The organism is Actinoplanes lobatus, from assembly GCF_014205215.1.
Taxonomy (GTDB): domain Bacteria; phylum Actinomycetota; class Actinomycetes; order Mycobacteriales; family Micromonosporaceae; genus Actinoplanes; species Actinoplanes lobatus.
Map to the genome: position 1 here is coordinate 7,830,773 of NZ_JACHNC010000001.1, position 24,804 is coordinate 7,855,576.

Here is a 24,804-nt window from a genome sequence, read left to right on the forward strand (position 1 = left end):
TCGGAGCCGAGGGGCAGTTCAGCGTCTCGCCCGTGGGTCAGTCCGAGGCGGCTGGCTTGTCCCGATAGCCGACATCGGCGGATCCTGTCGCGACCCGGACACGGTAGCCCCAGTGCTGGAGGGCCTGCACCATCTTCCTGGCGCCGGCCGGATTGGCGGAGTGGACGTGAATGATGCCGATGTCAAAGGGGCATCCCTCGAAAGCGGCACGCTCCAGGAGCTCGACAACCGGCAGGTTGTGATGGTGGCTCGTCCGGGGCGCCGACGCACACTCATTTTGCCGCAGATACAGCGTTACGCACAGTCACGCCTTCCGTCGCCGCTCGGCACACGCTCGTGCCGGGCTGCGGTCGTACGACCAGTAAATAGGTAGCCGCGATCTGCGCGTGCCTGTGCTGGCGTGCCGCCTATCTGGATAATGCCCGCATGTCGCATGTCGATCTTACCGTGGATGGGTGGCTGGCCCTCTCCGATGCTGGCGCTGCCGGCGTTGCTGCCGCTATCGCTCATGACGTCGGGGCTGCGCTGGTGTCGGTGAGCACCCACAGCTACGCCGGCCGGAGTGGGCGGGTGGCGCTGTTCGAGCGTGACGGCATCCGGTACGCGTTGGTGCCCGGGGGCACGGTGGAGCTCGGTTGCGATCCTGCACGGTTCGTTCCCACCTCTCGCCAACTGCACGATTTCGCGGAGGCGGTAGCCGCGTACTCGGTACCCGAGCCGATCCACCGCTTCCTGGCCGAACAGATGTCCCCCACGCGCCGGGCGACCCTGCCGGCTCGGCTGGTCGCTGTGCGCTCGGTTGACGCCGACTCGCTATTGACAGCCGAGCATGACGGCACCGACGACCACGAATCCGTCATGGCCCGGCTGGAGTGGCGAGGCCTACGGCCGCCCACGCCGGACGAGTGGGAATACGACTGCGGTGCCGGAGCGACCACGCTGTTCCGCTGGGGCGACGAATACCCTGACGGCGAGCCCTACGGTGATGTCCCGCTGATTCAGAGTCCCAACTTCTTCGGACTCGTCATCGGCGATGACCCGTACCGGGCGGAATTCACCACCGACCCGGCAGTGCTGTGCGGCGGTGACGGCGGCAGCGCGCTGTGCGGCGGCTATGGCGGGTTCTTGTCCTGGATCACTCTGGCCACCGCCTACCGCGACCCCACCCTGGCCGAAATCATCTACGAGGGCTATCTCGTCGGCGAAACGCCGGTGCGCCCCGTCCTGCCAGTGCCATGAGCGGCAATGAGCTTCACGCGTTCAGGTCGTAGATGACCGTGGGCACGTCGTGCGCGCACAGGGTCTCGCGGATCAGCGGCTCGATCTCGGCCCACGTGCCGCCAGCCAGACCACAGCCGATGCGTGGCATGTGCACCGAGGCGTGCTGGGCACGGGCGTGGGTGACCAGGGTGGTCAGGCATTCCCGGATCGCCTCGTAGCGGACCGGCGGCCCGGCGTCGGCCTCATAACTGGAGGCGGTGCGCAGGCCACGACGGGTGGCGATGCCGTGCTGGCCGACCATGTTGGCCAGCCAGAGCTCCGGGGCGACCGGCACCAGCCGCACAGCGCCGAGGCGGAACGTGGGCTCACCGTGCCAACGGCGGAACTCCCGCTCCGGCTCCGGCCAGCGCCGGGAGATGACCTTGACGATTCCTCTGCCCATTGTTCGTACCGCGCCGGACCACGTGTCTGGCGGTCTGCCTTTCGTCCGAGCACAGGGTGGTTCGTACCCGTCACCTAGCATGTCCGGCGTGCCGGAGATCGATAAGACATCGCCGAAGGAACGGATCAAGGCCGCGCGCATTACGCAGTCGCCGGTCCTGGACCTGTCCCGGTGTGGTCTTGATGAGCTGCCGAACGCCGTACGCGAGCTGACCCACCTGCGGTCTCTCACGCTGCGGTTCAACAGCATCGAGGCCCTGCCGCACTGGCTGACCGAACTCGATCAGCTGGTCGAGCTCGACGTCCAGGCGAACGACCTGGCCGAGGTGCCCGAGGTCATCGGCGACCTGACCGGCCTGCGCGTGCTCAAGCTGGACGAGAACAACCTGGAGGACGAGCCGCTCGACCTTCTCGGCGGGCTGACGAACCTCACCCGCCTCTCGCTGATCGACACGCGCTCGGACCGGCTGCCGGAGAGCATCGGCAACCTGACCCAGCTGACCGACCTGGACCTGTACCTCGACTGGTTCAACTGCACACCGGAGAGCCTGCCGGACACGCTCGGACAGCTCACCAACCTGACGCGGCTGGAGCTGTCCCGCAACGGCCTGTCGACGGTGCCGGAGTGGATTCGCCGCCTGACGAATCTGCGGGTCCTCGGGCTGTGGATGAACGAGATCGACGAGTACCCACGATGGATCGGTGAACTGACCGCGCTCACCGAGCTGACGCTGCCCGACGAACCCGACGACGAGCTGCTCGCCATTCTTCGCCAGCTGCCTCACCTGCGGAAACTCAACGACGAAGAGGTGGATCTTCGATGACGGCCGGCGCCTTCGCCTACGTGACGTACGGGACTGAGTGCGACACCGGCGAGCTCGTGCAATTCCTCGACCACGCGATGACCGTCAACGACCGGCTGGCCACCGAGGGCCGGCACCAGACTCCGGTGTGCGTGTGGGGCCGGCACGGGATCGGGAAGACCGAGGTCGTCGAGTCCGTAGCCGCCGCACGCCGCGTGCCGCTGGTGTCGATCGCGCCGGCGCAGTTCGAGGAGATGGGCGACCTGCTCGGCATGCCGGTGGTGGTCGACGGCGGCACGGCGACCCGCATGGCGCCGCCGGAATGGGTGCCCCGGCAGGACGGGCCGGGCATCCTGCTGATCGACGACGTCAACCGCGCCGACGACCGGATCCTGCGCGGCATGATGCAGTTGCTGCAACGGTCCGCCCTGACCTCGTGGCGACTGCCGGCGCGTTGGCAGATCGTGCTCACCGCCAATCCGGACGGCGGTGACTACTCGGTGACGCCGATGGACGACGCGATGCTCACCCGGATGCTGCACGTGACGTTGCGCTTCGACGTGAAACGGTGGGCGGGCTGGGCCGAGGCGCACGACGTCGACCCGCGCGGCATCGCGTTCGTGCTGGCGTACCCCGAGACGGTGACCGGATCACGCACCACGCCGCGCACGCTCGTACAGTTCTTCGGCCTGATCCGCGACATCACCGACCTGCGGGCGAATCTCGGCCTGGTCACGATGCTCGGCGAGGCCTGTCTGGACAGTGCCACCGTGTCGGCCTTCGTCGCGTTCGTCAACCGCGGCCTCGACGTGCTGGTGACCCCCGAGGAGATCCTCGGGGCCAAGGAGTTCGGCCCCGTCGCCGCACGGCTGACCGAACTGGCCGACCAGGGCGCCGAACGCCGGGTCGACATCCTCGCCGCGGTCTGTACCCGGCTGGTCAACGTCCTGGCGGCTCGCCGGACGAAGCTGACCGCGACCGAGGTGAACAACCTGCGGTCGATGCTGCGGCTCGATGTGCTGCCCGAGGACATGCGGCTGGCGCTGGCCCAGGACCTGGCCATGCTGGACGGTACGGTCGGCGCGTCGCGGGTGCTCAGCGACCCGGCCACGGCACAGATGCTGCTGATGGCGGGAACGATGCGGTGAACGAGCCGCCCGGCGCGCGGTCGGTCCGTGCCGGCGTCGACGCGGCCGCCCGGGATCTCCTGATCCGGGAGCCGTTCTTCGGGCACCTGCTGGTCGGCACGATCCGGTCGGTCGGTTCCGGCGGCGCGGCGGTCCGGCTGGTACCGACCCCGGTGGCGCCCGGCCTGGAGATCGGGACGGGCGAGTGGTCGACTCTGGCCCCCGCGGCCCGGACCGCCTCGCTCAAGCACGAACTGCTGCACCTGGCGCTCAAGCATCCGCTGCGCGGCCGGACGTACGCGTCACGGCAGCTCTGGGACCTGGCCTGTGATCTGGTGGTCAACCAACTGATGGACGTTTCCGGCCTCCCCGGCGCGATCACTGCCGGGCAGCTTCGGCTGTCGCCGGACCGTTCCGCTGACGAGTACTACGAGCTGCTGCGGGAACCGTTCCTGGCGGCCTGCCACGCCGACGGGACCTGCAACAGCGCCGTGGAGGCCATCCGGCGCTGGCTGACGGGTCCCGGGGCGGCCCGGCATCAAGGGTGGCCGGAGTTCAACGCGCTGCCGTCGGCGACGCTGTCGACGTACACGCACAGCGTCGACAGCCTGGTCGCTTCGACCGTACGCCGGGCCCGGCGCCGGGGCTGGGGTTCCCTGCCCGCCGCACTGGTCGCCCGGTTGGAGTCCGTCGGCAGGCCGCCGGAGATCCCGTGGCAGCGGGTGTTACGGCTGTTCGGGGCGACCAGCGAACGGACCTTCGTGCGTAACGTGCTGTCCCGGCCGTCGAAGCGGTACGGCACCGCGCCGGGCACCCGGGTTCGCCGGCGGACCCGGCTGGTGGTCGCGGTCGACACCTCGGGCAGCGTCTCCACCGCCGACATCGCCGCGTTCTTCGCCGAGATCCACGGGATGTGGCGGCGCGGGGCGGACATCACCGTGCTGGAAGCCGACGCCGAGGTGCACCGCGAGTACCAGTACCGGGGGCGGGCGCCGGCGGCGGTGACCGGGCGGGGTGGCACCTGCTTGCGGCCGGTGCTGCTACGGGCCAACGAGCTCGCCGCCGACGGGCTGGTCTATCTCACCGACGGTCACGCGCCGAGCCCCTGCGAGCTGTGTGTCCGGCCCCGCATGCCGGTGCTGTGGGTGCTGACGGCCGACGGCGTGGCGCCGGACGCCTCCCGCCTGCCCGGGCGCAAAACCCGCCTGACCCGCCCGGCCCGCACCTGACCGTGTGGTCAGGCGTCTGGTAGGTCGGTCCGGACGGTGATGCCGCGTCCCCGCAGCCGGGCGATCAGGTCCCGGTTGGCCGCGTCGTCGTCGAGCGACGCACCCTCCAGCAGCAGCTGGCGCAGCTTCGGTAGGTCGACCATCCACTCCGGGAGCCGGCGCAGCCGGGTTCCGCGCAGGTTCAGCCCCACCAGGTTCGGCATCGCGCGCATGGAGTTCGGCAGCGCGGCGATGTGCTGGTGGCTGAGATCCAGATGGGCCAGCCCGATGAGCCCGTCGAACAGATCCGGCAGCGTGGTCAGGTGGGCGGGCCAGGGCGGCCTCCAGTTGGACAGGCGCAGGCTGAGCCGCACCAGATCACCCATCGCGAACAGGACCGCCGGGACCTGTACGAGGTGATTGTTGGACAGGTCCAGATGACGCAGGTTGCGCAGTTCCGCGATCCCGGCCGGCAGCGAGGTGAGCCGGTTGTGTCCCAGGTCGAGGGTGTGCAGCCCGGTGAGGCGCCCGATGTCGTCGGGCAGTTCCACCAGGTCGGCCTGCTCGACCCGGAGGTGGCTCAGGTCGGTCAGTTCCAGGACGTACGGCGGCAGGTGCGTGAACGTCATCCATCCACCACTGACGTCCAGCATCCGCCCGGACCGGTCGGGGTCCCGCCGGGCGATGAGCAGGGTGAGCAGCCGGACCCCGTCGATCGTGCCGGGGCACAGCTCGGCCAGATCGTGTGCGGCGGACATCACGTCCCATGAGGTGGCCGAGTCGCGGAACACGTTCGTCCGGGCGAACGCGCCGGCCAGCGCGTCCCGCAACGCCGCCGGGGCGTGTTCGGCGAGCAGTTTCTGGGCACCGCTGCGGACCGGCCGGCCCAGCCGGGTGTCCTTCCCGACGACGATCAGCTCCTCCAGCAGCCCCGGCGGCAGGCCACCCTGCCGGGCCAGGTCCACCGCCAGTTTGATGTTGGCCTCGTCCGGCGACGTCAGCAGCGCCCGCAGCCGGGCGGCCAGTTCCTCCCCCTCACCGGCGGCGCCGGACAGCGGCTGCGGTGCGGCCCGGTCGAGCAGGTCACGCAGCTGGGACTCCAGGATCAGCGGGACGCCGGCATCCAGGTGTGCCAGCGCCCGGCCCTTGTGCTGCTCACCGGCGACGGCCAGCCGGGTCGCCGGGCCAGGCCGGCGCTGCAGAGTGGCACCCACCTCCGCGAGCCGGTCGGCCAGCACCGCCTGATCGGAGTTGATCTTCCCGGCCAGTAGTACCCCGTCGCCCGGGCGCAGGCCGCCCTCCGGGGCGGTGAGCCGGTCGGCCAGCAGCCGTTTCGCGGCCTGCCGGACGGCCGGCACGCCCGAGTCCATCGCCGCCACCAGATCGCGTACGCCGGACTGTTCCGCCGTGCCGTCGCCGGTGTCGAACAACAGCGCCACGTGCAACAGCCGCTCCGGCACCGGCAGGTCCCGGCGCGCGAAGTCGGTTCGCAACGCCCTTGTCTGACCGGGCCGGACGGCCTCGCCGCCGCGCTCGAAGGTGAACTCCTCCAGGGTCGGCACCTGGACCAGCCGAGTCAATGTGCCGGTGGGCAGCGGCCCGCGGAAGTGGGCACTGAACTCCAGCCGGGCCAGCCTCGGCAGGTCCGCGAGCGCTGCCAGCGTTTCCTCGTCGTCGCCCCAGACGTCCACCCACTCCAGGTTGACGAACTCCCGCAGCCGGCCGCCGGGGCTCCCTCCGGCCCTGAGACGGCGCACAGCCGCGGGGCCGGCCGCGTGTGCGGCTTCCATGCCGCGGAACAGTGGCGGATCCAGGTGGGCGAACAACTCCGCGTACCCCGGATGAGGCCACATGGGGGCCAGTGCCATGTCGTCGCGGATCAACCAGAGGGAACCGTCGTTGCGCTTTCCGGCGGCTACCATCTGCACCACCCGGTCCCGGTCACCCAGTTCGAAGTACACCCGGGCCGCGCAGTGGAAGATCTTCGGATACGCCGCTCCGTGCGGCAGAGCCGCGGCCAGGTAGATACGCGCCCGTTCCGGGTCGATCGGGCCGGCATACTCGTGGTACAGCGTCTCCAGCGCCGCGCAGTAGGTCTTGGCCTGCAGATCCGGCAGGGTCACCAGGTCGTCGAAGAGAACAGGCGCGTCGGCGACACGGCCGGCGGACGCGAACCCGGCGACCTCCTCGCGCTTGCTCGCCGAGCCGGCTGCCAGGATCTCCCGCCGCTCCACGGGCTCCAGCGCCCGCCATGTCGCCGCATTCTCCCGCTTGAGCGACCTCGCGAGCGCGGTCACCCGGCCCGTACGCAGGCATTCGCGCACCGCCGCCACGTCATGCCACATCCGTCGTACGCTCCCTGTCCGGCCTTCAGGTCGCCTGAGTGTGGCACCCCGGAACAACCCTCGAAATCAGGGCCGTGCCCTCGGCGAGGGCCGCCTGTCAGCACTTTTTCCAGGTGACGTGGTAGACGGTGTCGAGGTTGCCGTCGGTGGAGTCCATGGTGAGAAGGCTGGTGGCCCTGCTCTTGTCGGACCAGCCGGCGTTGACGCGCAGTTCGGTGTTGACGTTGAGGAAGCGCCGCTCCCCGCACGGCAGGAACGACACCGAGCTGATGTCGATGTCGTCGGTGCGCTGCCAGTCGCCGTCGGCCGGCCCGGTGAACTGGTGACGCGACCGGTGGGTTCGTGCTTCGCCCTGGAAGTAGTAGAACGACGACTGGGTCGCCGACGCGCCCTTCTCCAGGCGGGCGTAACCGCGGTAGTCGGTGCGGGCGATGGCGTAGGTGAAGCCCTGCGGGACGTCGACGTTCAGGGCGAGCTGGCAGTTCTTGCGGAAGTCCAGCGGTTTGGCGCCGGCGCCGGCCTGGGCGGTGAATTCGCTGTAGGTGACGGTGAAGGCCTTGTTGTCCGGCGACACGGTCACGTCGGCGGTGCCGAGCGGGCAGCCGGAGCCGTTGGCGGCGACCACGTCGATGACCATCTCGTCGACCGGCAGCGGCGCGGGGGCCGCGGCTGCCGGCACGACGGTCGCGGCGAGTGAGGCGAGCAGTGTGGTGGCGGTGACGACGGCGTTGCGCATGACGACCTCTTTCGAAGTGGGTGCGAGTTGGTCTTGGGTGCGAGCCGATTCGACCTGCCGCCGTAACGTACGTTTCATCACTTTATGTCCGCAATGGCACCACGCCTCACCATGATCACGTACAGGTGACTTACGGGTGCTTTACGGCCAAGCGGTTGATCAACCCGAGGGCCGAACGCGCGGCGGGCGGATCCGAAGGGACGGGTCCCTGTTCAGCCGACATGATCGAAAGCCGGATCAACGGGCGGCGGATCACGACAACCGACGTACCCCGAACGTGTCCCACCGGGACCACCGAGACCACGATCATCGGTACCGCGGTTCCCGTGGCACCGGCTTGGGGATCACGATGGGCGCGTGCCCGGGCTCGGCGCCAGCCGTTCCGCGTCTGGGCGCTGACCGCCGGCCGTCGCGGTGTGCTGGTCGATCTGCTGCCACATCGCCTCGTCCGACCAGTAGCCGGTGTGCCGCCGCATCCGCGGCATCGGCTCACCGGCGGTGTAGAAGACCGACTCCGGGTCCGGCAGCGGCACATCGACGTCCGCACGCCCGACCGGACCACCGATGTAGTCGGTCGGGTAGGAGAAGTTGCGCCAGTCCCGCAGGCCGGCCAACACCCGATCATTGATGTACGCCGGGAACGCCCACCCGTACAGCTTCATGAGCGGCGAACCGAAGGTCGCCAGGACCGCGCGGCCGGGCGGCAGCTGGGCGAGGGCCACGGCGGCCAGGACGCTGCCCTGGCTGTGCGCGACCAGCAGAACCCGGTCACCGTTGTCGTTCAGCCACCGGATACGGCGATGGATGTCGGGCACCGCCCGCTCGGAGTAGCAGGGCGGCGCGAACGGGTGGAAGGACCGCGGCCAGAACGTGCCGACATCCCACAGCACGCCCAGCCACCGGCGCGCGTCCCGGCGTCCCCAGCCCCACCGCAGCAACGCCACGCCCGCCACCGGGATCAACCCGGCCACCCAGACGGCGAACCGGTCGGTGAACGCGTACCGCACGACCATGTTGCCCAGGGACAGCCAGGCGAGCACGAGGGCCAGGACCGCGATCGCCGCGAGGCCGTCGAACAGGTAGCGGACGTCGAAGGCGTACTCGGCAAGCTCGCGGCCGCGGGCGACGGACCGAAGCCACCGCATACGGCGCCGCCGTTCCCCGGCGCCGAGGTCCCCGGTCGGCAGAGCGCTGCACCGCCAGGCGTCCCACGGCGGCGGTACGGGCGCGGTCGCGTCCGCCCGTCCGGCGTACTCGGCACGGATCACCGCCGGACCCGGGCCGTGGCCCGCAGCCGCATACCGGATCAGCTGGACCAGCGGAAACCCGATGAACAGCGCCACCGGCGCCAGAGTGAGCATCGGCAGCACGCCCTCGATCAGCGGGAACATCTCGACCCCGGGGCCGAGCGCGTTCACCGCGCCGACGAGGATGCCCATGCCGGCGACGTTGGCGCTGAGCAGGGCGAGCAGGGACACTACGAGCGGGGCTCCCGGCCACGGCCGTACCGGGCGTGGCACGGTTGCGGTGGCGGCGCCACGGCGAATCCCCACCCATCGGAGCAGGGCGATACCGGCCAGAATCGGCGCTCTGACGACGACCAGGCCCATGATCAGGGCGAGGGTGCCGATCGCGGTGGCCCGCATGTTCGGCAGGTGCCCGTCGCCGGTGAGGTTCGTGGTCCAGGTCTGCCCGGCGGTGACGCACACTGCCAGCATGGCCGCCACGGCCAGCGGCATCACGGCGCGGTCCCCGGCCGACTCGCACACCAGCAGCACGATCGAGCACCCCAGCAGCAGTCCCGCCGCGGCCGCCGACCAGGGCGCCCGACTCAACAGGAACGCCAGCCAGGACAGGCCGGCGCTGACGTGCAGCAGACTCAACCGGCGTACGGTGTCGGCGCCGTCGAAGAACCGCGGGTCGGTCACACCGCCCGCCAGGGCCGCGGCGTAGCCGCCTCCGTCGGTGGCCGGGGCGACTTCCTCGTACCGGTTGCGGGCTTGCTGTGACAGCAGCCAGAGGATGAGCAGGACCGCGGCGACGACGCCCGCCCCGAGGACCACCCGCTGACCGGCCTCGGGCCGGTCGACCAGGCCGTGGGCGATCTTCCGCCACTGCGGCGCCGACGGGTCGCCGGGGCGCCCACCGAACTGGAAGGCCCAGCAGTCCATGGCGGCGATCGCGATGATCAGCAGCAGGTTGAGGGTGATGCCCAGCGCGGCCAACCGCCCGCAGGCGCGGTGTGCGGCGAACGCCCACCGGTCCGCCCGGGTCCGCGCCGAGCAGGTCCAGCCGGCGAGATTCGCGATCATGAACGGGAACAGCAGCAGCCACAGCACCCGGGTGCTGCTCCGTGAGGTCATTCCACCCCAGCAGTACGCCTCGATCCGCCGGCCCCGTTGCTCGGCTTCCGCGGCGTAGAACCCGGCGAGCCGGTCACCCCACACCTGGCGGTGGCTCGGGGTGCCGAGCAGCACGTCCGGCCGTGCTCCGCCTACGCCGTGCACCCGCAACTCGGTCACCGCCACCCACCGATTATCGGCTTATGGGGCAAATCGATGAAATACCACTATGGGATGATTGAGCCACTCGACCGCAGGGCGGCGGTCGTTCGCGTCATCGTCCCTTGCGGACCGCCCGCATGATGCTGTCGATGGCTCTCTCGACGTCGGCTGCTCGCGGGGTCACGGCACCGAGCAGTGCCCGCAGGTCGACGCCGGGGTCGCGGGTCAGCACGCCGGCGAGCGCGTCCGGACCTGCTGGCCTGGTTGAGCGGAACCCCTGCCGGCTCGGCTCGGCGCGCGCTGCCGTCACCGACCGTGCCGCCTCCGTTGCATTGCCGGTCAGGTCGTAGAGGACCGCGGCGGCGATCCGGTGCGCCACGCGCACGGCCACCTCGCCGTCGGCCGCGCGCAGGTGGTTGGCGTAGTTGACGTGCAGGCGGGCGGCGGCCAGTGGGTCGCGGGTCGCGTACGCCCGGCGCAGCGCCGCGCGCTCCCCGCCGAGCGCCGCACCGGGGTCGCCGCGCCGGGCTACCAGCAGGTCCCGCGCCACGGCGACCGCCTCGGCCATGGCCGTGTCGCCGTGCTGGGCGAAGACCCGCTCGACTCGGCCGAGCAGCAGCTCGCACTCGTCGAAGCGGCCCAATTCCATGAGGGCCGCGTTGTCGCTGAACCGGTAGTGGGCCCGCTCGTGCTCGTCGGCGCCCGCCGCCGCCAGCAGGTGCTGGATCCGCTCGTTGAGGTCGAGGGACCGCTGCCAGTCGTGGGCCGCCTTGGCCGAGCCCACCGCGCAGTGCAGCAGCGACACCCGCGACCGGTCGGGGTCGTCCAGATCATCGGCCCAGCGGTCGATCTCGGAGAGGCCGTCCCGGACGGCCGTGACGACGTCGTCGTGCCGGCCGAGGGCGTAGAGACCGTGGGCGCGACGGTCGAGCCAGCGGACGTGCTCGGCGCCCTCCGAGCGTCCCGCCCACGACTCAGCCAGCGCCAGCGCGTCGCCGGGACGATGTCCGCTGAGCAGCCGGTCGTGGATCTCGGCGGCGATCGCGTCCTGGAGCCCAGCCAGATCGTCGTCGTCCAGCATCTCCAGGGCCGCGTCCAGGTCACCGGCGGCGGCCACGGCGAATGTCGCATAACGCTCGGCGCTGCCGGTGCGCATCGCGACCTCCCGCATCAGGCCCAGGACCTCCCGGTTGTCGCCGAGTCTCTCGGCGATCGGCAGGGTCTCCTCCACCGCGCTCCACGCGGTGTCGTCGTCGTGGCGTTCCAGGGAGTAGATGGCCATGCCCAGCCCAGCACGCACGGTGGTGGGGTTCGGCGCGTGCCGGGTGGTGAAGAAGACCTGCGCCCACGCCGTCGCCATCAACTCGTTGACCAGGTCGCGGCGCTCGGCGCCGATCGCGTCACGGGCCGGCGGACGCAGCGCCGGGTCGGCGAAGGAGTAGCGGACGACGGGCCCGACGTCGGGCGTGTGCTCGGTGACCGCCTCGATCAGACCGGCTCCGGTGAGGGCGGCGGCGGTGTGAGCGAAGGACGGCAGGGGACGGCCCGGGAACGCGCTCTCCCACAGCGGCGCCCACACGCCGGAGACCACATAGGAGTAGGAATCGGCGACGTGCACCAGCGCCAGCAGGTCGAGCAGCAGCCGGGACGCCGGGGTGAGCGCGCCGAGCCGGTCGCGGGTCTCCCGTCGGTTCCGCTCGATCCCGGAGATCGCCTCGTCCAGCGGTCCGAGGTCTGCGGGGCGGGTCGCGGCGATGTCGTTCCGTGCGATGCGCAGCAGCCCCTCGCCCTGGGCCACAGCGCCACTCCTGATGTGGAGCAGTGCGAGGAGCATGACCGCGTGCGCGTGCAGCGGCCGGTCCTCGGCCCGCTTCAGGCCGTCCGCGGCCAGCGTGAGCAGCCGGGCGGCCTCGGCCGGGTCGTGCGTCTCGATCATCAGGCGGCCACGCAGGTAGCGGCACATCGCGATGCCGTAGCCGGACTCCAGCTCGTGGTAGGCCGTCTCGGCCCGCTCCAGCCACCGCGCCGAGGCCGGGAAGTCGCGGCGCCTCAGCGCAACGGCGGCCAGGCCACGCAGCGAGTTCGCCACGCCGAACCGGTCGCCCAAGCGCTCGTAATCCGATCGCAGCACACCGAACGCCGTCTCCGCCGCCGCCGGGTCGCCCTCGTCCGCGGTCATCTCGGCGAGCCGGTAACGGCAGTTGGCCGCGCCGAGGTCGTCGCCGAGGGTCTCCTTGATCCGCTCGGCGGTGCGCAGGTGCGTGCGGGCCGTGCCGAGGTCGCCGGCCTGCTGGACCGCCTGGCCGAGCGCGATGTGCGCGTCGGCCTGGCCGCTGCGCCGACCGGCCTCGACGTAGCGGGAGAGGGCGCCGGCCAGGTGCTCCCGGGCCTGGGCGTTGTTTCCCGTACGCAACACCAGGGTGCCCAGGGAGAGCAGCGCGTTCGCCTCGCCCACCGTGTTGCCGGCCAGCCGGTAGGCGGCGATCGCCGCGCTGAAGTGCGCTTCGGCCTCCGCCGGTTCGCCGGCCCGTAGGCTCAGATCGCCGCACAGGTCGTGGGCGTTGCCGATCTCGGACGGCAGTCCGAGGTCCTCGGCGAGCTGCAGGGCGACCCGCGCCTCGCCGAGACCGTCGGTGATCCGGCTGTCGCGCAGCGCGAGCCGGGCACGCTCCTGGGCCACCGCGCCGAGCGCCTCCCGGTTGCCGAACCGCCCGGCGAGTCGCTGCGCCTCGTCCAGATGCGCGGCCGCCTCGCCGGGCCGGCCGGTGAAACGGCAGACCGTCGCGGAAGTCAACTCACCCTCGATGACCGCGATCGGATGCGCCGCCAGCAGCACGCCGCGCTGCTCCGGCGCCAGAAGCAGACCGAGGGCCGTACGGGCGCCCGCGAAGTCGGCGGCGGCGACCGCGTCGCCGCACCACTGCCGCCAGCCGGCCACGGCGGACGGATCACGGAGCGCGAGCCGGTGGTACAGCTCGTCGACCGGCGATCCGATCCGGGCGAAGTGGTCGCGGGCCCGCTGGTGCAGGCGGGTCAGCGTCTCCGGGTCGTCGCGCCGCAGGCTCTCCAGCAGCGACGTGCGCACCAGCGGGTGCAGCGTGCGGGTCACCTCGCCGTCCCGGCCGGTCTCGGTACGCACGAACGCATAGCGGTCCAGCGCCGTGAACCAGTCGTCTCCATCGGGTACGTCGTCGAGCAACGCGGCGACCGCGGCACGGCCGAACATCCGAGGCACCGCCGCAGCGGCCAGCACGACATGTGTGGCCGGTGGGAGCCGGTCGAGGAACACCTCGGGCAACCAGCGCTGCACCGGGTGGACCGCGGCCCGGCGGGCGATCTCGGCGGCGGTCAGGCCTGCGCCGGAGTCGCGGGCCGCGTCCACCGCGGCCGCGGCGAGATCGACCCAGCCGGGCAGGCCGCCGCAGGTGCGGTGGATCGCCGCGGCGAGTTCGGCGTCGCCGAGCCCCCGGGAGGCGAGCAACTCGGCGGTGTGGCCGGGTGCCCATTCCTCGAGCGTCACGTGTGTGGTGCCGGGCCGCACCGGCAGCGCCTCCCGTCCGGCCAGCACCACCCGCAGGCCCGACGCCGTCAGCTGGGGTAGCAGCCCGGAGAGGAACCAGGAGGACTGTCCACCGGAGGCGGTGTCGGCGACCTCGTCGAGATAGGTCAGCCGCTCGACGCTGTCGAGGAGGAGAACCTGCCCGGCCGGGCGGTGCGCACGAAGATCGTCGGCGAGAGCCCGGGTGAGATGGTCACGGTGCAGCGAGCGAACGCCCGCGGCGCGCACCGCCACCGGATCGGTGATCACCGTGACCGCCACCTGGTGCAGTTGAGCCCCGTCCCGGGCGATCAGGCTGACCGTGGGTACCCGCAGGTGAGCTTCGGCGAGCGCCGCCTCCGCCCGCTCCCGGGCCGCCCGGTAACTTTTGAAACGGGATCCGGTCCATTCCTCGGCCACTGCGGCGACGGCGTCGGTCAGCGCGAACGCGACGTCGGTGTGTTCCCCGGGCTGTGCTTCGACCAGGGCCTCCAGGTCGAGCACCCGGGCCCGGCCCGGACCTGCCCGCCGGGCCAGTTCGGCGAGCAGAAAGGACTTGCCGAGCCCGGACATGCCGGAGAAGGCCAGCACCTCACCGGCCGACCCGGCGAGGAACCGGCCGAACGCCTCCAGGGCGTTCTCCCGGTCGACGAACGCCGTCGAGCTCACCGCGGGTCGGTCCCGCCAGGCAGGGCTGGGCCCGGCCGTGGCGGCGGGGGCGTCTCGGAATGCGACCGGATCACGATGCTGCTGCCGGTGATCGAGCCGCCGTCGCGTGCCTCCTGCCGGGTCCGGGCGGCCGAGCCGGGACCGACATCGACGTGGGTGTCCAGGATGTGGCCCCGATCGGCGAGCTGGACGTGGTCGGCGCTCTCCGGCGCGGGCGACTCACCGGCCCGTGCCAGCAGGACGGCCAGGGTCACCGCCGCGACGATCGCCACGGCGAGACCACCGGCGACGGCCGGGCCGGGACGGTCGGTGACGATGTTGGTGAGCATGCCGACCACGGTGCCGGCAAGGACGGACAGAGCGGTGAGAACAGCGGTCCGGCGGCGCGCACTCCACATCGGAACCTCCCGGGCTCCCCGCCATGGTAATGCCGCCTCGACCAGCCTGCCGTCAACTGATACGTCCTGATCCCGTCATGGGGGCAGCGATCGGCGGCCGCCGACGCGCCGGGCAGTATCGTCCGCGATCGGAATTCGATTCGGTGCCGCAGTCGATCAGAGGCGGCGGTGACCCGCAGGGTCGCCGTAGCTGACGGCCGGATCCTTCCGGCCGTCAGCCGGGCACGGGCCTGGCTATCGCGTGCCGGTCCTGCGGCGGTCCTCGTCCGGGAGGCGGTCCAGGGCCGCCCGTACGTCCTGGGCGACGAACCGGACGAACCCTTCCGGGTCGGGGTCGTCCGGGGTGGGCTGCAACACCACACTGTCGGCCCCGGCGCGTGCCCATCTCCGGACCTGCCCGGCGATCTCGGCCGCGCCGCCGGTGACCATCCGGTCGACCGGGCTGGGGTAGCCCCAGCGGTCCTGCTCCGCGGTCATCCGGGCCACGGCGCCGGCGCCGGTGGCCGCGTGCAGGTAGACGGTGATCCGGTGTGGGCCGCCGCGTCCGCCGGTGGCTCTCCCCCGCTCCACCTGCTCGCGCGCCGCGGTGACCTGTGCCGGGGTGGTGCCGCCGGTGAGGATGGTGCCGTCGGCCGCCGCGCCGGACAGGCGCAGCGTGCGTGGGCCCACCGCCCCGACGTGGATCGGCGCCGGGGCGGCCGGTGGCCGGTCCAGGGCGACGTCGTCGAGGTGCACGTACCGGCCGTGGGTGGTGACGCGCTCCCCGGCGAGCAGGGCACGCAGCGCGGTGACGTACTCCCCCAGCAGTGTCATCGGCGATGCGGCGCGCGCGCCGACCTGGCCCATCCACTCCTGCACTCCGTGGCCGACACCGACGTGGACGCGGCCGGGGAACAGCCGGTGCAGCGTCGCGATCTCCATCGCGGTCAGCGCCACGTTGCGCAGCGGCGCCGGCAGCAGTCCCACCCCGATCCGTGTCCGCCGGGTCCAGGCCAGCGCGGCCGACGCGGCGGCCACACCGCTGGTGAGGAAGCAGTCCTCCCACAGCCACAGCTCGTCCAGTCCTGCCTCGTCGGCGGCCCGCACCACCTCCCGCAGACGTTCCGGCGGCAGCTGCGGGAGCACGACCGCGCCCAGGACGGTCATGACCGGGCCAGGGCGCGGTCGGGGCGGGCGACGATCCGGCGATAGAGCTCCTCGGGGCTCAGGTCGTGGTACCACGGTGTCACCGGGCTGCGCTCGTAGCGTTCCATGCTGATCAGGAAGGCCAGCACGTAGGCCGAGCTGAGGGTCAGGAACGCCGCCGACCAGGTGGCGATGACCACGTGTTCGCCCTGGACCAGGCGGGTCACCGCGAAGCCGAGTGCGGACAGTTCGGCCAGGGCGAAGATCCGGTACGCCCATTTCAGTCGCTGGTCGGTGGTGCGCGCCGTACGTTTCTGGGTGACCCCGAACTCGCGTTCACCGAGCAGGACCGCGGGCAGGGCGGCCAGCATGGGCAGGGTGTCGGCGACGGCGAACGCCTCGCTGTGCAGCATGTGGTAGTGGCCGCGGCCGAAGCGTACGACGACCCAGATCGAGAAGACGGTGAACGCCAGGAAGGCGAGGCCGTAGACGGCGTAGGGCCCGTGTACCGGTGCGACGCCGGTGGTCAGGGCGGCCACCGGGATCAGCAGGTAGAGCAGGCGGTTGATCCCCTGGAGGTGGGCGACCATCGCGCTCAGGTAGTTGAGCCGCTGGTGCAGGGTCAGGCCGCGGACCCGCAGCGGCGAGTCGGGGTGGCGGAACAGCAGGTGCAGGCTGCCGATCGCCCACCGTCGCCGGGTGCCGTAGTACTCGCGCAGGTTCTCCACCTCGAGCCCGTACGCCAGGGGTGTCTCCAGATAGACCGACTTCCAGCCGCGTGCGTGCAGCCGCAGGGAGGTGTGGATGTCCTCGGTGGAGGTGTCCGGGGCGAAGCCGTCCACCGAGTCGAGTGCGCTGCGGCGCAGCATCGCCGACGTACCGGTGAAGATCGCGCTGTTGGTGGTGTTCTTCGTGGGCTGCACGCCGCCGTAGAACATCTCCTGTTCGTGCCAGCCGCCCTCGGCGCCGTGGCGGCGGCGGAAGGTGAAGGATTCGGTGTTGAAGAACGACTGCGGCGACTGTACGACGGCGACGTCCGGATCGTCGAAGTAGCCGAGCGTGCGTTCGATGAACTCGGGCAGCGGGATGTGGTCGGCATCGAGGGTGACGATGAACTCGGCGTCGGTGATGGTCAGGCCGTGGTTGAGGTTGCCGGCCTTGGCGCCGTCGCGGGCGGCCCGGGGCAGGTAGCGGGCGCCGAGCCGGTCGGCCATGTCGCGGACCTCGTTGCGGACGCCGTCGTCGAGGACGATGACGTCGCGCACGCCGCGTACGCGAAGCGCCCCGAGGACCGTCGGTTCGAGCACGGGCAGGGGCTCGTTCACCGTCGGCACCAGGATGTCGACGGTGCGGGTCACCGGCGGTTCCACATCGCGCGGCAGCGGACGGGTCCGGCGGCGCAGGGAGAGCACGAACAGGGTGGTGGTGCCGACGGCGAACATCTCGGCGAGCCAGGCGAGCGGCCCGTACCAGACGCCCCAGTTGACGACGGCGGTCCGCCAGACGGCGAAGACCGGGGCGAGGGTCATGAACGTCGCGAAGAGCAGTGGCAGGTGTGGCGGGTCCCGGTCGGTGACCTGTTGGACACGGTAGAGCGACATGCGTCGTCCCCTTCAGGTGAGGGCGGCCACGAGGGCCGGGTGCAGGGTGGGGCCGGCGGCCAGGACGCCGGTGGCCAGGGGTGTGACGGTGGCGCCGGCTTCCGCGGCGACCAGGGCGCCGGCGGCCCAGTCCCAGCGGGCCAGTTCGTCCTCGTAGTAGGCGTCGCAGCGGCCGGCCGCGAGCCAGCACAGTTCGAGGGCGGCGCTGCCGTGACTGCGTACGTCTCGGACCCGGCTCAGCAGTGCCCGTACGGTCTGCGCCTGCCGGTCCCGGGACGCGGATCCGTACGCGAACCCGGTCGCCACCAGGGCCCGGTCCAGTGGCACCGGGTCGTTGGCCCGGATCGGCTCGCCGTTGAGGTGGGCGCCTCCGCCGCGGGTCGCGGTGAACGTCTCCGACCGTGCCGGGTCGTGCACGACGCCGGCCACCGGTTGCCATGATCCGTCGGCGGCCTGCCGTTCGACGGCGATGCTGACCGTGACGTGCGGGGAGCCGTAGAGCAGGTTCGTGGTGCCGTCGACCGGGTCGATCACCCAGCGCAGTCCGGTGCGGCTGGTTCGGGTGGCGCCCTCCTCGCCGAGCAGGCCGTCGCCGGGGCGGTCGGCGGCGAGCACCGCGACGATCGCGGCCTCGCTCGCCAGGTCCACCTCGGTCACCGGGTCGGTGGGTGAGGATTTGTGCCTGGCCGGCGCCGTCGCCCCGGCGCGGGCCAGTACCGCGCCGCCGGCGTGCGCGGCCCGGACGGCCACCGTGAGCAGCTGCCGGGACAGCGCGGGATCCGTCACGCCGGGTTCCCGACGCGGCGCAGTTCGGCGAGGATGTTCGCCCGGTACGGGTCGGGCAGCGCGTGCACCGCATCGTGTGCCCGGCACCGGTCGATGCTGCCGTCCGGGTAGGGCAGTGCCAGGCCGGCCAGGGGCAGCACCCGTACGTCGGTGGCGCCGGCGGGCAGCACGCCGGTGGTTCCGGCCGGTACCCCGGCGATCAGTTCGCTGCGGCCGTCGACCGTTGCCCGTACGACGGTGAGCGTGCCCGCCAGGCGGCGGAACTCGGTGTACCGCTCGTTGGCCTCGAAGTCACCGAACGCGCAGGCCAGTTCCACGTCCGGGCCCGGCCATTTGGCGAGGAAGCGCCGGTAGTTGGGTGTCTCGGTGCGTCTGTTGGCGGCGACGTCACGCACGTGCGGCAGGTGGACGCCGAAGAACTCCCGTCCCATGATGATCGGTGTGCCGGTACGCCCGACCCGGTACGCCCATTCCAGGTCTTCCACGCCGTACCCGTGGAAGTCGAGGTCGAACCAGAGGCGGTGTTCGACGACCAGTGGGCGGGGCAGGGCCACCAGCGCGGTCCAGGCGAACGACCAGGGGATGACGTGGCGGGCCGTGATGCGGGGGTCCTGCTGTCCGGGGCCGGTGGTCTCCAGGTCGGCGAGCAGTTTGCGGTAGTGCTCGAACGGCAGCGCCCGGACCTCGGTGACGTCGCCGGTGTTGTTGTCGTAGTCGATCATCTGGCCGACGACGCAGATGTTCTGCCCGTACGCGAAATGGTGGTGAAAGAGGTCTTCCAGGCATCGCGGCGGCAGGGCCATGTCGACGTCCATGAGCACCACCACGTCGCCGGTCGCCTGGCGTAGCGCCTGGTTGCGGGCGTGGCCGACCTGCCAGGGTCGCGACGACAGCACGGAGACGATGTCGAGGCGGCCGGTGAACTCCCGGCAGACGTCGAGGTATTCGGTGCTGTACTCCATGGCGCCGACGACCACTTCGAACTCGCCGCTGCTCAGTGTCTGCTCGGCGAGGGCGGCCAGGGCGAGCCGCAGGTTGTCGGCCCGGTTACGGTACGGGACGACGACGCTGATCTTCGGGTCACTCACTGAGGTCCCCCGGCGCGATGAGGACCTTGCAGCTGGCCTGGTCGGCCGGGCCGAACCGGCGGGTGTCGATGTCGCAGCCCAGCGCCGCGAAGCCGCGCCGGTACTGCTCCAGCGGCACCACGTCGCTGATCAGCCGTTCCGCCGGGATCCGGCCGCTGGTGATCAGGTGAAACGCTTCGACGAAGGAGCCGTGCAGGGAGTCGATCGAGCCGATGACCGACAGGCTGCGGTCGGCCAGCAGCATGGTGTCGATCGAGGCGCGTTTCTCCTTCAAACCGATCGACATGTACGTGCCTCCGCACGCCATCTGCGGGAACAGCTCCTCCAGCAGCATCGACGTGGTGTCGACGACGATGTCCAGCGGCGCCTGCGGGTCGTTGAAGAACTTGCCGCGCGCCTCCTCCAGCGACTCGTAGGCGCCGGTGCCGTCGGGCAGCCGGTCGCGGGCGAACTCCAGCCGGGCCGGCGAGTGTTCGACCACCACCGGGGTGAGGCCCTTGAGCGACAGCACCCAGGTGTAGAGCAGCCCGAGCGGGCCGGCGCCGATCACGTACGTGTTGGCGGTCAGCGACGGCGGCCGCAGCTTGCGGGCGCCGGCGACCACGCAGCTGAGCGGTTCGGTCAGGGCCGCCGCCCGCAGGGACACGTGGTCCGGGACCCGGTGCACGAACGCCGAGGTGGTCCGGTAGCGGTCGGCGTACGCGCCGTCGTAGCTGACCCCGCTCTCGGTGCCGTGCTTGTTGACGCAGTGGTTGATCCGCTGGGTCTGGCACATCCGGCACCGGCCGCAGTAGGGGGTCGGGTTGATCACGACGCGATCGCCGACCGCGACGCTGGTGACGGCCGGGCCGATCTCGGCGACGATGCCGCTGGCCTCGTGGCCGAGGGTGACGCCGCTGACCGCGACCGGGTAGTTGCCGGAGACGATGCCCAGGTCGGTGCCGCAGATCCCGCAGTAGCGGATGTCGACGACCACGTCGTCGTCGCCGGTGGCGTGCAGGTCGGGCACCTCGCGCAGTTCGACGTTCCAGGCGCTGTGGTACTTGAGGGCTTTCACGGCCGGTTGGCCTCCTTCTCGTAGGAGCGCAGCGTGTCGTGGAGGCGGGCGAGCAGGTCGTCGACCTGCTCGGGGGTGATGATCAGCGGCGGGCGGACCTTGACGGTGCGGCCGAAGCCGTACCGGCTGCCGCGCAGGATGAGACCGTGCCGGCGGCCGATCGCGATGAACTGCTCGACGTCCACGCTGGTGGGCAGGTCGAAGGCCTGCATCAGGCCGATGCCGCGGACGCCGGTCACGCTCGCGGAGGAGGCGGCGAGGGCGAGCAGGCCGCGGTGCAGCGGCCCGGCGACGGCTGCCACGTTCTCCAGCACCCGGTGGTCGCCGAGGTAGCGGACGGTGGCCTCCAGTGCGGTCAGCGCCAGCGGGTTCGCGCCCGAGGTGCTGGAGTGCTCCCAGGGTTCGAGCACGTCGAGGTCGGGGCGCATCAGCACGCCGGCGACCGGGATGCCGACGCCTCCGGCGCCTTTGGCGAAGGTGATGATGTCCGGCCGCAGGGCTTGCGCGTAGCCGGTGGAGGCGAAGAACGATCCGGTACGCCCGAAGCCGGTCTGCACCTCGTCGGCGATGATCAGGATGCCCAGTTTGTCGCAGGTGTCGCGGAGCACCCGGTACCAGTCGCGGGGCGGGACGATGTTGCCGCCGTTACCCATCACCGGCTCGACGACCACGGCCGCCACCTGGCCGCTCGACGCGTACTCCACGAAGTCCTCGAGCCGGCGGGCGCAGAGCATGCCGCAGCGGTCGGCGACCTGCCCGTAGAAGCAGTTCGCGCAGTCGGGCGCCGGGATCTTCACCGAATTCGGGAACGGCAGTGTGAAGCTGCGTTGCCGGAAAGCGTTGCCGGAGATTCCGGTGGTGGCCACGGTCTGTCCGTGATGCGACAGGAACAGCGAGAATATGTCGGAGCGGCCGGTGGCTTTCTGAGCGATTCTGACGGCCGCCTCGTTGGCGCCGGATCCGGTCACGTCGCGGAACCAGAACGCGCCGATGTGCGGCGGCAATTCAGGGCGCATCAGCTGAAAGATTTCCTCTGATTTACCGCGGGTGAACTCGGAGGACAGGTGAGCCACCCGGTCCAGCTGGTCGTGGAGTGCCGCGAGGACCTCCGGGGGGTTGTAGCCGAGCGAGACGTTGAACGTCCCGGACGCGCAGTCGATGTGGCGTTCGCCGTTGATGTGCAGGTAGATGCCTTCTCCGACATGGTCTGGCAGGCCGGTCAACGGCCTGTGCGCAACACTCGAACTCATTGGGTGGCCTTTCCCCGTCGACATGGTATCGCTGCTGGTGAACCGGTTAAGTGAACGGGCGTGAAAATCCCGTGCGGGTATCGGAATGAAGTGGTGGGAGCTCTCCCAGGAACAGGCTCCACAGTGGTCCGCCAGTCGCCGGGGAGTCAAGGCGGCACCGGCGGACGAGGACCGAAGAATGGCCTTGACCTGCACTACCGGGGGCGTGTGCGCTTAATCACTGACGCCCCACGAACATCGATTAACGTTCGCGAAACAATAGAGCATGGCCGATTAATATCCGGCCCGATGAAGAAAGATTGCCGGATGGTTACTGAATTGATCTCGCCCACGGCAGAGCCGGTGCGCCGCGCCCGTCATCGACCCCCTACCTTGAACGGATGCCTGTGACTGTCGAGAGACTGGCCGGATACGGCGAGCGTGATTTTGACGCCGACCTGGCCCGATGGTTCCCTGACCGCTCCCTGGTCACGCTGAGCAGCCAGATCCGCCCGGTCGCGCCGTTCCTGGAAAGACTGCCGGGAGGTGCGGCGGCGGCGCTGGAGGGCTTCGACCGCAAGGTCCGGTCAGGCGCCCTGCCAAGGGTTCTCGATGTCAGCGACGACTCGTACGGCTTCGCATTCGCCGCGAACGGATGTGACATTCTCGACAGCGACTACCAAACCGCCCTCACCGACGACGACGTGTGGTCGATCGGTTTCGACGGAGGCGGCAATTATTACGTGGTGCTGACCAACGGTCAGGTCGCGGTCTGGTTCCACGAGGAGCAGGTCATCGAGGCGGACACCCGGTTCGACAACCTGGACGTGTTCCTCTACGCGATCGTGCGGTACCAGGCGGTCCGGGCGGGCGTTCTGAACCGTGCCGACGTCGAGGCCGACCTGCGTGCACTCGGCCAACCGGGCATCGACCACCCGGACGTCGGGCTGCTGGCCTACCTGCCGCGGTAGCCGACACCGTCCACGAACAACCCGGCGACCCGGGCTGGCCGGCGCGGTCCGTGATCATCTGCGCCGTCGCCGTGCCGGGGTACCCGGGTGCTCAAGCCGGGGTCACCCGCTGCGCGGCCGACCCCGGCTGGAGCGTGTCTATTGCAGAGACGCGTCGTCGAGGTAGAGCCCGTCGGTTCCGGCGGTGGTCTCGACGTAGAGGGCCGCCCGGGACAGGGCGCCGGTCCAGGCGACCGTGGCGCTGCCGGTGAGCAGTGTCCATCCGCCGGTGCTGACCGTGGTGGCCGGGGTCAGTTGCACGTAGCCGGTCGTGGTCGCGGTGGTCACCGCCAGGGTCACCTTGGCGCTGGGCGTTCCGCTCTGCGAGCGGACCCACATGTTCGTCCGGTAGGTCGCGCCGTTGGTGAGCCGGCCGGTGAGGTCCTGCGCCGGGCCGTTCCACGCGGCGGTCCGCCCGGAGATCGCCAGCGATCGCGTGCCGCTGCGGACCACGGATGTGCTCGCCGACAGGCTGCCGGCGCCGAACACCTGCCAGCCGTCGGTGCCGTTCTCGGCGCCGCTGTTGACGAGCAGGTTCCCGTCGCCGGAGGCGCTGAACTGCCACCAGTCGAGGTTGAGCAGGTAGCCGGTGCCGCCGGCGAAACGCAGGTAGAGGTCCTGGGTGCCGGTCGCACCGGTGATGGGGCAGGTGATCGTGGTCCAATTCTGCCAGCCGCCGGTGCCGCCGGTGGTGCAGGTGCCGGCGAGGGTTCCGGTCGGGCTGCCGAGGCGGATCTCGATGCGGCCGCCGGATGTGCCGGAGGCGACCCGGGCCTGGAAGGACGTGGCGCCCGTACCGAAGCCGACGCCTTTGATCTTGAGGTAGTCGCCGTTGTCGGTGTTGGCGATGGTGATGCCGCCGCCGGAGGTGGGTTCGGTCTCGACGCCGGCGGCCCAGGCCGTGGTCTCGGCCTCCTGCCGGACGTACGGGTTCAGCGTGCCGGCCTGCGGCGGCCCGGCGGTGGTCATGGTGATCGCCGGAATGGTGCCGTCGGATCCGTAGGTGAACCGTTCCACGGCGACGGACCGGGTGAACCCGCCTCCGCCGGGCAGCGCGCCGTTGTGGTAGAAGAAATAGGAGCCGCCGTTGAAGTCGACGACGCCCGCGTGGTTGGTGAAGCTGCCGCCCTGCCGGGGCATGATCGTGCCGCGGTAGGTCCACGGGCCGGTCGGGCCGGGGGCGGTGGAGTAGGCGATGTATTCGGAGCAGCATTCGGCGGCGAAGACGTTGTAGTAGAGGCCGTTGCGTTTGAAGACCCACGGCGCTTCCTCGTACAGCGTCGGGCGGTTGGGGTTTCCGGTTCTGGTGCCGTAGCCGGCGGTGGTCAGCGGGATCTGGGTGGGGCTGCCCGAGTAGCTGATCATGTCGGTGTTCAGCCGGACGTACCAGAGGTTGGGGTTGCCCCAGTAGAGGTAGGCCTGCCCGTTGTCGTCGATGAGGACGTTGGGGTCGATCTCGCCGTTCTCCACCAGGGGGCGGCCGATCGCGTCGGTGAACGGCCCGGTCGGGCTGCTGGACACGCCGACGCCGATGGCCATCCGGCCGGTGGCACGGTTCTTGACCGGTACGTACCAGTAGAAGCGGCCGTTGCGTTCGGTGACGTGGCCGGCCCAGGCGTCGGCGCTCGCCCAACTGAACGTGGCCAGGCTCATCGGGGAGCCGTGGTCGGTCCAGTTGGCCATGTCGGTGGTCGAGTAGACCCGCCAGTCACGCATGGTGAAGTAGGTGGAGCCGTCCTCGTCGTGGCCGGTGTAGACGTAGAGGCGGCCGTTGTGCACCAGCGGCGCCGGGTCGGCGGTGTAGACGGTCTGCACGATCGGGTTGTCGGCACGAGCGGGAGCGGGCAGGAACGTGGCGAGGACGGCGGCGACGGCGGCGACGGCGGCTCTCATGAGGTTTCTCCTGAGGCGGTGTCGT

At 70.9% G+C, this 24,804-nt stretch carries 18 protein-coding genes and 1 pseudogene; 5 read left to right on the forward strand and 14 right to left on the reverse strand.

Going from position 1 to position 24,804, the window contains the following annotated elements:
* Positions 1-37: 37 nt before the first annotated feature.
* Positions 38-232 (reverse strand): annotated as a pseudogene (locus BJ964_RS48595) (cyclic-phosphate processing receiver domain-containing protein); the annotation flags it as partial.
* A gap of 194 nt (positions 233-426) precedes the next feature.
* Between BJ964_RS48595 and BJ964_RS36005 the strand changes: the two are divergent.
* A complete protein-coding gene (locus BJ964_RS36005; protein ID WP_188124814.1) occupies positions 427-1,239 on the forward strand; it encodes a hypothetical protein in 813 nt (270 codons plus the stop codon).
* 13 nt (positions 1,240-1,252) lie between these two features.
* Here the strand turns inward: BJ964_RS36005 and BJ964_RS36010 are convergent, their stop codons facing one another.
* Positions 1,253-1,663 (reverse strand): macro domain-containing protein, encoded by a 411-nt coding sequence (locus BJ964_RS36010; RefSeq protein ID WP_188124815.1) that lies wholly within the window; start codon positions 1,661-1,663, stop codon positions 1,253-1,255.
* Positions 1,664-1,751: 88 nt separating this feature from the next.
* On the opposite strand from BJ964_RS36010, the gene BJ964_RS36015 reads away from it, so the two are divergent.
* From BJ964_RS36015 to BJ964_RS36025, 3 genes are read left to right on the forward strand one after another with little or no spacing between them, the layout of a single operon-like run.
* Positions 1,752-2,486 (forward strand): leucine-rich repeat domain-containing protein, encoded by a 735-nt coding sequence (locus BJ964_RS36015; RefSeq protein ID WP_188124816.1) that lies wholly within the window; start codon positions 1,752-1,754, stop codon positions 2,484-2,486.
* Positions 2,483-3,613, forward strand: a complete 1,131-nt coding sequence (locus BJ964_RS36020) for an AAA family ATPase (RefSeq protein WP_188124817.1) — start codon at positions 2,483-2,485, stop codon at positions 3,611-3,613. Before BJ964_RS36015 ends, BJ964_RS36020 begins: the two co-directional genes overlap by 4 nt.
* Positions 3,610-4,821 (forward strand): vWA domain-containing protein, encoded by a 1,212-nt coding sequence (locus BJ964_RS36025; protein ID WP_188124818.1) that lies wholly within the window; start codon positions 3,610-3,612, stop codon positions 4,819-4,821. The genes BJ964_RS36020 and BJ964_RS36025 overlap by 4 nt, the downstream gene beginning before the upstream one ends.
* A gap of 8 nt (positions 4,822-4,829) precedes the next feature.
* Here BJ964_RS36025 and BJ964_RS36030 read toward each other — a convergent pair whose 3' ends face one another.
* From BJ964_RS36030 to BJ964_RS36080, 11 genes are all read right to left on the reverse strand, one after another.
* On the reverse strand, positions 4,830-7,145 hold the full coding sequence (locus tag BJ964_RS36030) for a leucine-rich repeat domain-containing protein (RefSeq protein ID WP_188124819.1): 2,316 nt from the start codon (positions 7,143-7,145) through the stop codon (positions 4,830-4,832).
* Between the two features lie 97 nt (positions 7,146-7,242).
* Positions 7,243-7,881 carry a DUF4360 domain-containing protein gene (locus BJ964_RS36035; protein WP_188124820.1) on the reverse strand — a complete coding sequence of 213 codons (639 nt, stop codon included), beginning with the start codon at positions 7,879-7,881 and terminating at the stop codon, positions 7,243-7,245.
* Positions 7,882-8,225: 344 nt separating this feature from the next.
* Positions 8,226-10,409 carry a hypothetical protein gene (locus tag BJ964_RS36040; RefSeq protein ID WP_188124821.1) on the reverse strand — a complete coding sequence of 728 codons (2,184 nt, stop codon included), beginning with the start codon at positions 10,407-10,409 and terminating at the stop codon, positions 8,226-8,228.
* 88 nt (positions 10,410-10,497) lie between these two features.
* Complete coding sequence (locus tag BJ964_RS36045; RefSeq protein ID WP_188124822.1) at positions 10,498-14,592, reverse strand: hypothetical protein; 4,095 nt, start codon at positions 14,590-14,592, stop codon at positions 10,498-10,500.
* Complete coding sequence (locus BJ964_RS36050) at positions 14,589-14,990, reverse strand: hypothetical protein (RefSeq protein WP_188124823.1); 402 nt, start codon at positions 14,988-14,990, stop codon at positions 14,589-14,591. Before BJ964_RS36050 ends, BJ964_RS36045 begins: the two co-directional genes overlap by 4 nt.
* A 234-nt stretch (positions 14,991-15,224) precedes the next feature.
* Entirely contained in the window at positions 15,225-16,136 is a 912-nt protein-coding gene (locus BJ964_RS36055; protein WP_188124824.1) for an LLM class flavin-dependent oxidoreductase, read from the reverse strand.
* A complete protein-coding gene (locus tag BJ964_RS36060; RefSeq protein WP_188124825.1) occupies positions 16,133-17,716 on the reverse strand; it encodes a glycosyltransferase family 2 protein in 1,584 nt (527 codons plus the stop codon). Before BJ964_RS36060 ends, BJ964_RS36055 begins: the two co-directional genes overlap by 4 nt.
* 12 nt (positions 17,717-17,728) lie before the next feature.
* Complete coding sequence (locus BJ964_RS36065; RefSeq protein WP_188124826.1) at positions 17,729-18,502, reverse strand: inositol monophosphatase family protein; 774 nt, start codon at positions 18,500-18,502, stop codon at positions 17,729-17,731.
* Complete coding sequence (locus tag BJ964_RS36070) at positions 18,499-19,590, reverse strand: glycosyltransferase (protein ID WP_188124827.1); 1,092 nt, start codon at positions 19,588-19,590, stop codon at positions 18,499-18,501. Before BJ964_RS36070 ends, BJ964_RS36065 begins: the two co-directional genes overlap by 4 nt.
* Positions 19,583-20,647 carry a zinc-dependent alcohol dehydrogenase gene (locus BJ964_RS36075; protein WP_188124828.1) on the reverse strand — a complete coding sequence of 355 codons (1,065 nt, stop codon included), beginning with the start codon at positions 20,645-20,647 and terminating at the stop codon, positions 19,583-19,585. The genes BJ964_RS36070 and BJ964_RS36075 overlap by 8 nt, the downstream gene beginning before the upstream one ends.
* Positions 20,644-21,897, reverse strand: a complete 1,254-nt coding sequence (locus BJ964_RS36080) for an aspartate aminotransferase family protein (RefSeq protein WP_188124829.1) — start codon at positions 21,895-21,897, stop codon at positions 20,644-20,646. Before BJ964_RS36080 ends, BJ964_RS36075 begins: the two co-directional genes overlap by 4 nt.
* A 380-nt stretch (positions 21,898-22,277) precedes the next feature.
* Between BJ964_RS36080 and BJ964_RS36085 the strand changes: the two genes are divergently transcribed.
* Positions 22,278-22,847, forward strand: a complete 570-nt coding sequence (locus BJ964_RS36085) for a hypothetical protein (RefSeq protein WP_188124830.1) — start codon at positions 22,278-22,280, stop codon at positions 22,845-22,847.
* A 138-nt stretch (positions 22,848-22,985) separates the two neighbouring features.
* Here BJ964_RS36085 and BJ964_RS36090 read toward each other — a convergent pair whose 3' ends face one another.
* Positions 22,986-24,779 carry a family 43 glycosylhydrolase gene (locus tag BJ964_RS36090; protein WP_229807247.1) on the reverse strand — a complete coding sequence of 598 codons (1,794 nt, stop codon included), beginning with the start codon at positions 24,777-24,779 and terminating at the stop codon, positions 22,986-22,988.
* Between the last annotated feature and the right edge of the window lie 25 nt (positions 24,780-24,804).

What these genes read in the sequence shown, in the direction of transcription:
- BJ964_RS36005 (WP_188124814.1), top strand. Translation starts at nt 427, where the DNA reads ATGTCGCATGTCGATCTTACCGTGGATGGGTGGCTGGCCCTCTCCGAT.
- BJ964_RS36050 (WP_188124823.1), bottom strand. Translation starts at nt 14,990, where the DNA reads ATGTGGAGTGCGCGCCGCCGGACCGCTGTTCTCACCGCTCTGTCCGTC.
- BJ964_RS36055 (WP_188124824.1), bottom strand. Translation starts at nt 16,136, where the DNA reads ATGACCGTCCTGGGCGCGGTCGTGCTCCCGCAGCTGCCGCCGGAACGT.
- BJ964_RS36010 (WP_188124815.1), bottom strand. Translation starts at nt 1,663, where the DNA reads ATGGGCAGAGGAATCGTCAAGGTCATCTCCCGGCGCTGGCCGGAGCCG.
- BJ964_RS36020 (WP_188124817.1), top strand. Translation starts at nt 2,483, where the DNA reads ATGACGGCCGGCGCCTTCGCCTACGTGACGTACGGGACTGAGTGCGAC.
- BJ964_RS36090 (WP_229807247.1), bottom strand. Translation starts at nt 24,779, where the DNA reads ATGAGAGCCGCCGTCGCCGCCGTCGCCGCCGTCCTCGCCACGTTCCTG.
- BJ964_RS36035 (WP_188124820.1), bottom strand. Translation starts at nt 7,881, where the DNA reads ATGCGCAACGCCGTCGTCACCGCCACCACACTGCTCGCCTCACTCGCC.
- BJ964_RS36085 (WP_188124830.1), top strand. Translation starts at nt 22,278, where the DNA reads ATGCCTGTGACTGTCGAGAGACTGGCCGGATACGGCGAGCGTGATTTT.
- BJ964_RS36080 (WP_188124829.1), bottom strand. Translation starts at nt 21,897, where the DNA reads ATGAGTTCGAGTGTTGCGCACAGGCCGTTGACCGGCCTGCCAGACCAT.
- BJ964_RS36030 (WP_188124819.1), bottom strand. Translation starts at nt 7,145, where the DNA reads ATGTGGCATGACGTGGCGGCGGTGCGCGAATGCCTGCGTACGGGCCGG.
- BJ964_RS36060 (WP_188124825.1), bottom strand. Translation starts at nt 17,716, where the DNA reads ATGTCGCTCTACCGTGTCCAACAGGTCACCGACCGGGACCCGCCACAC.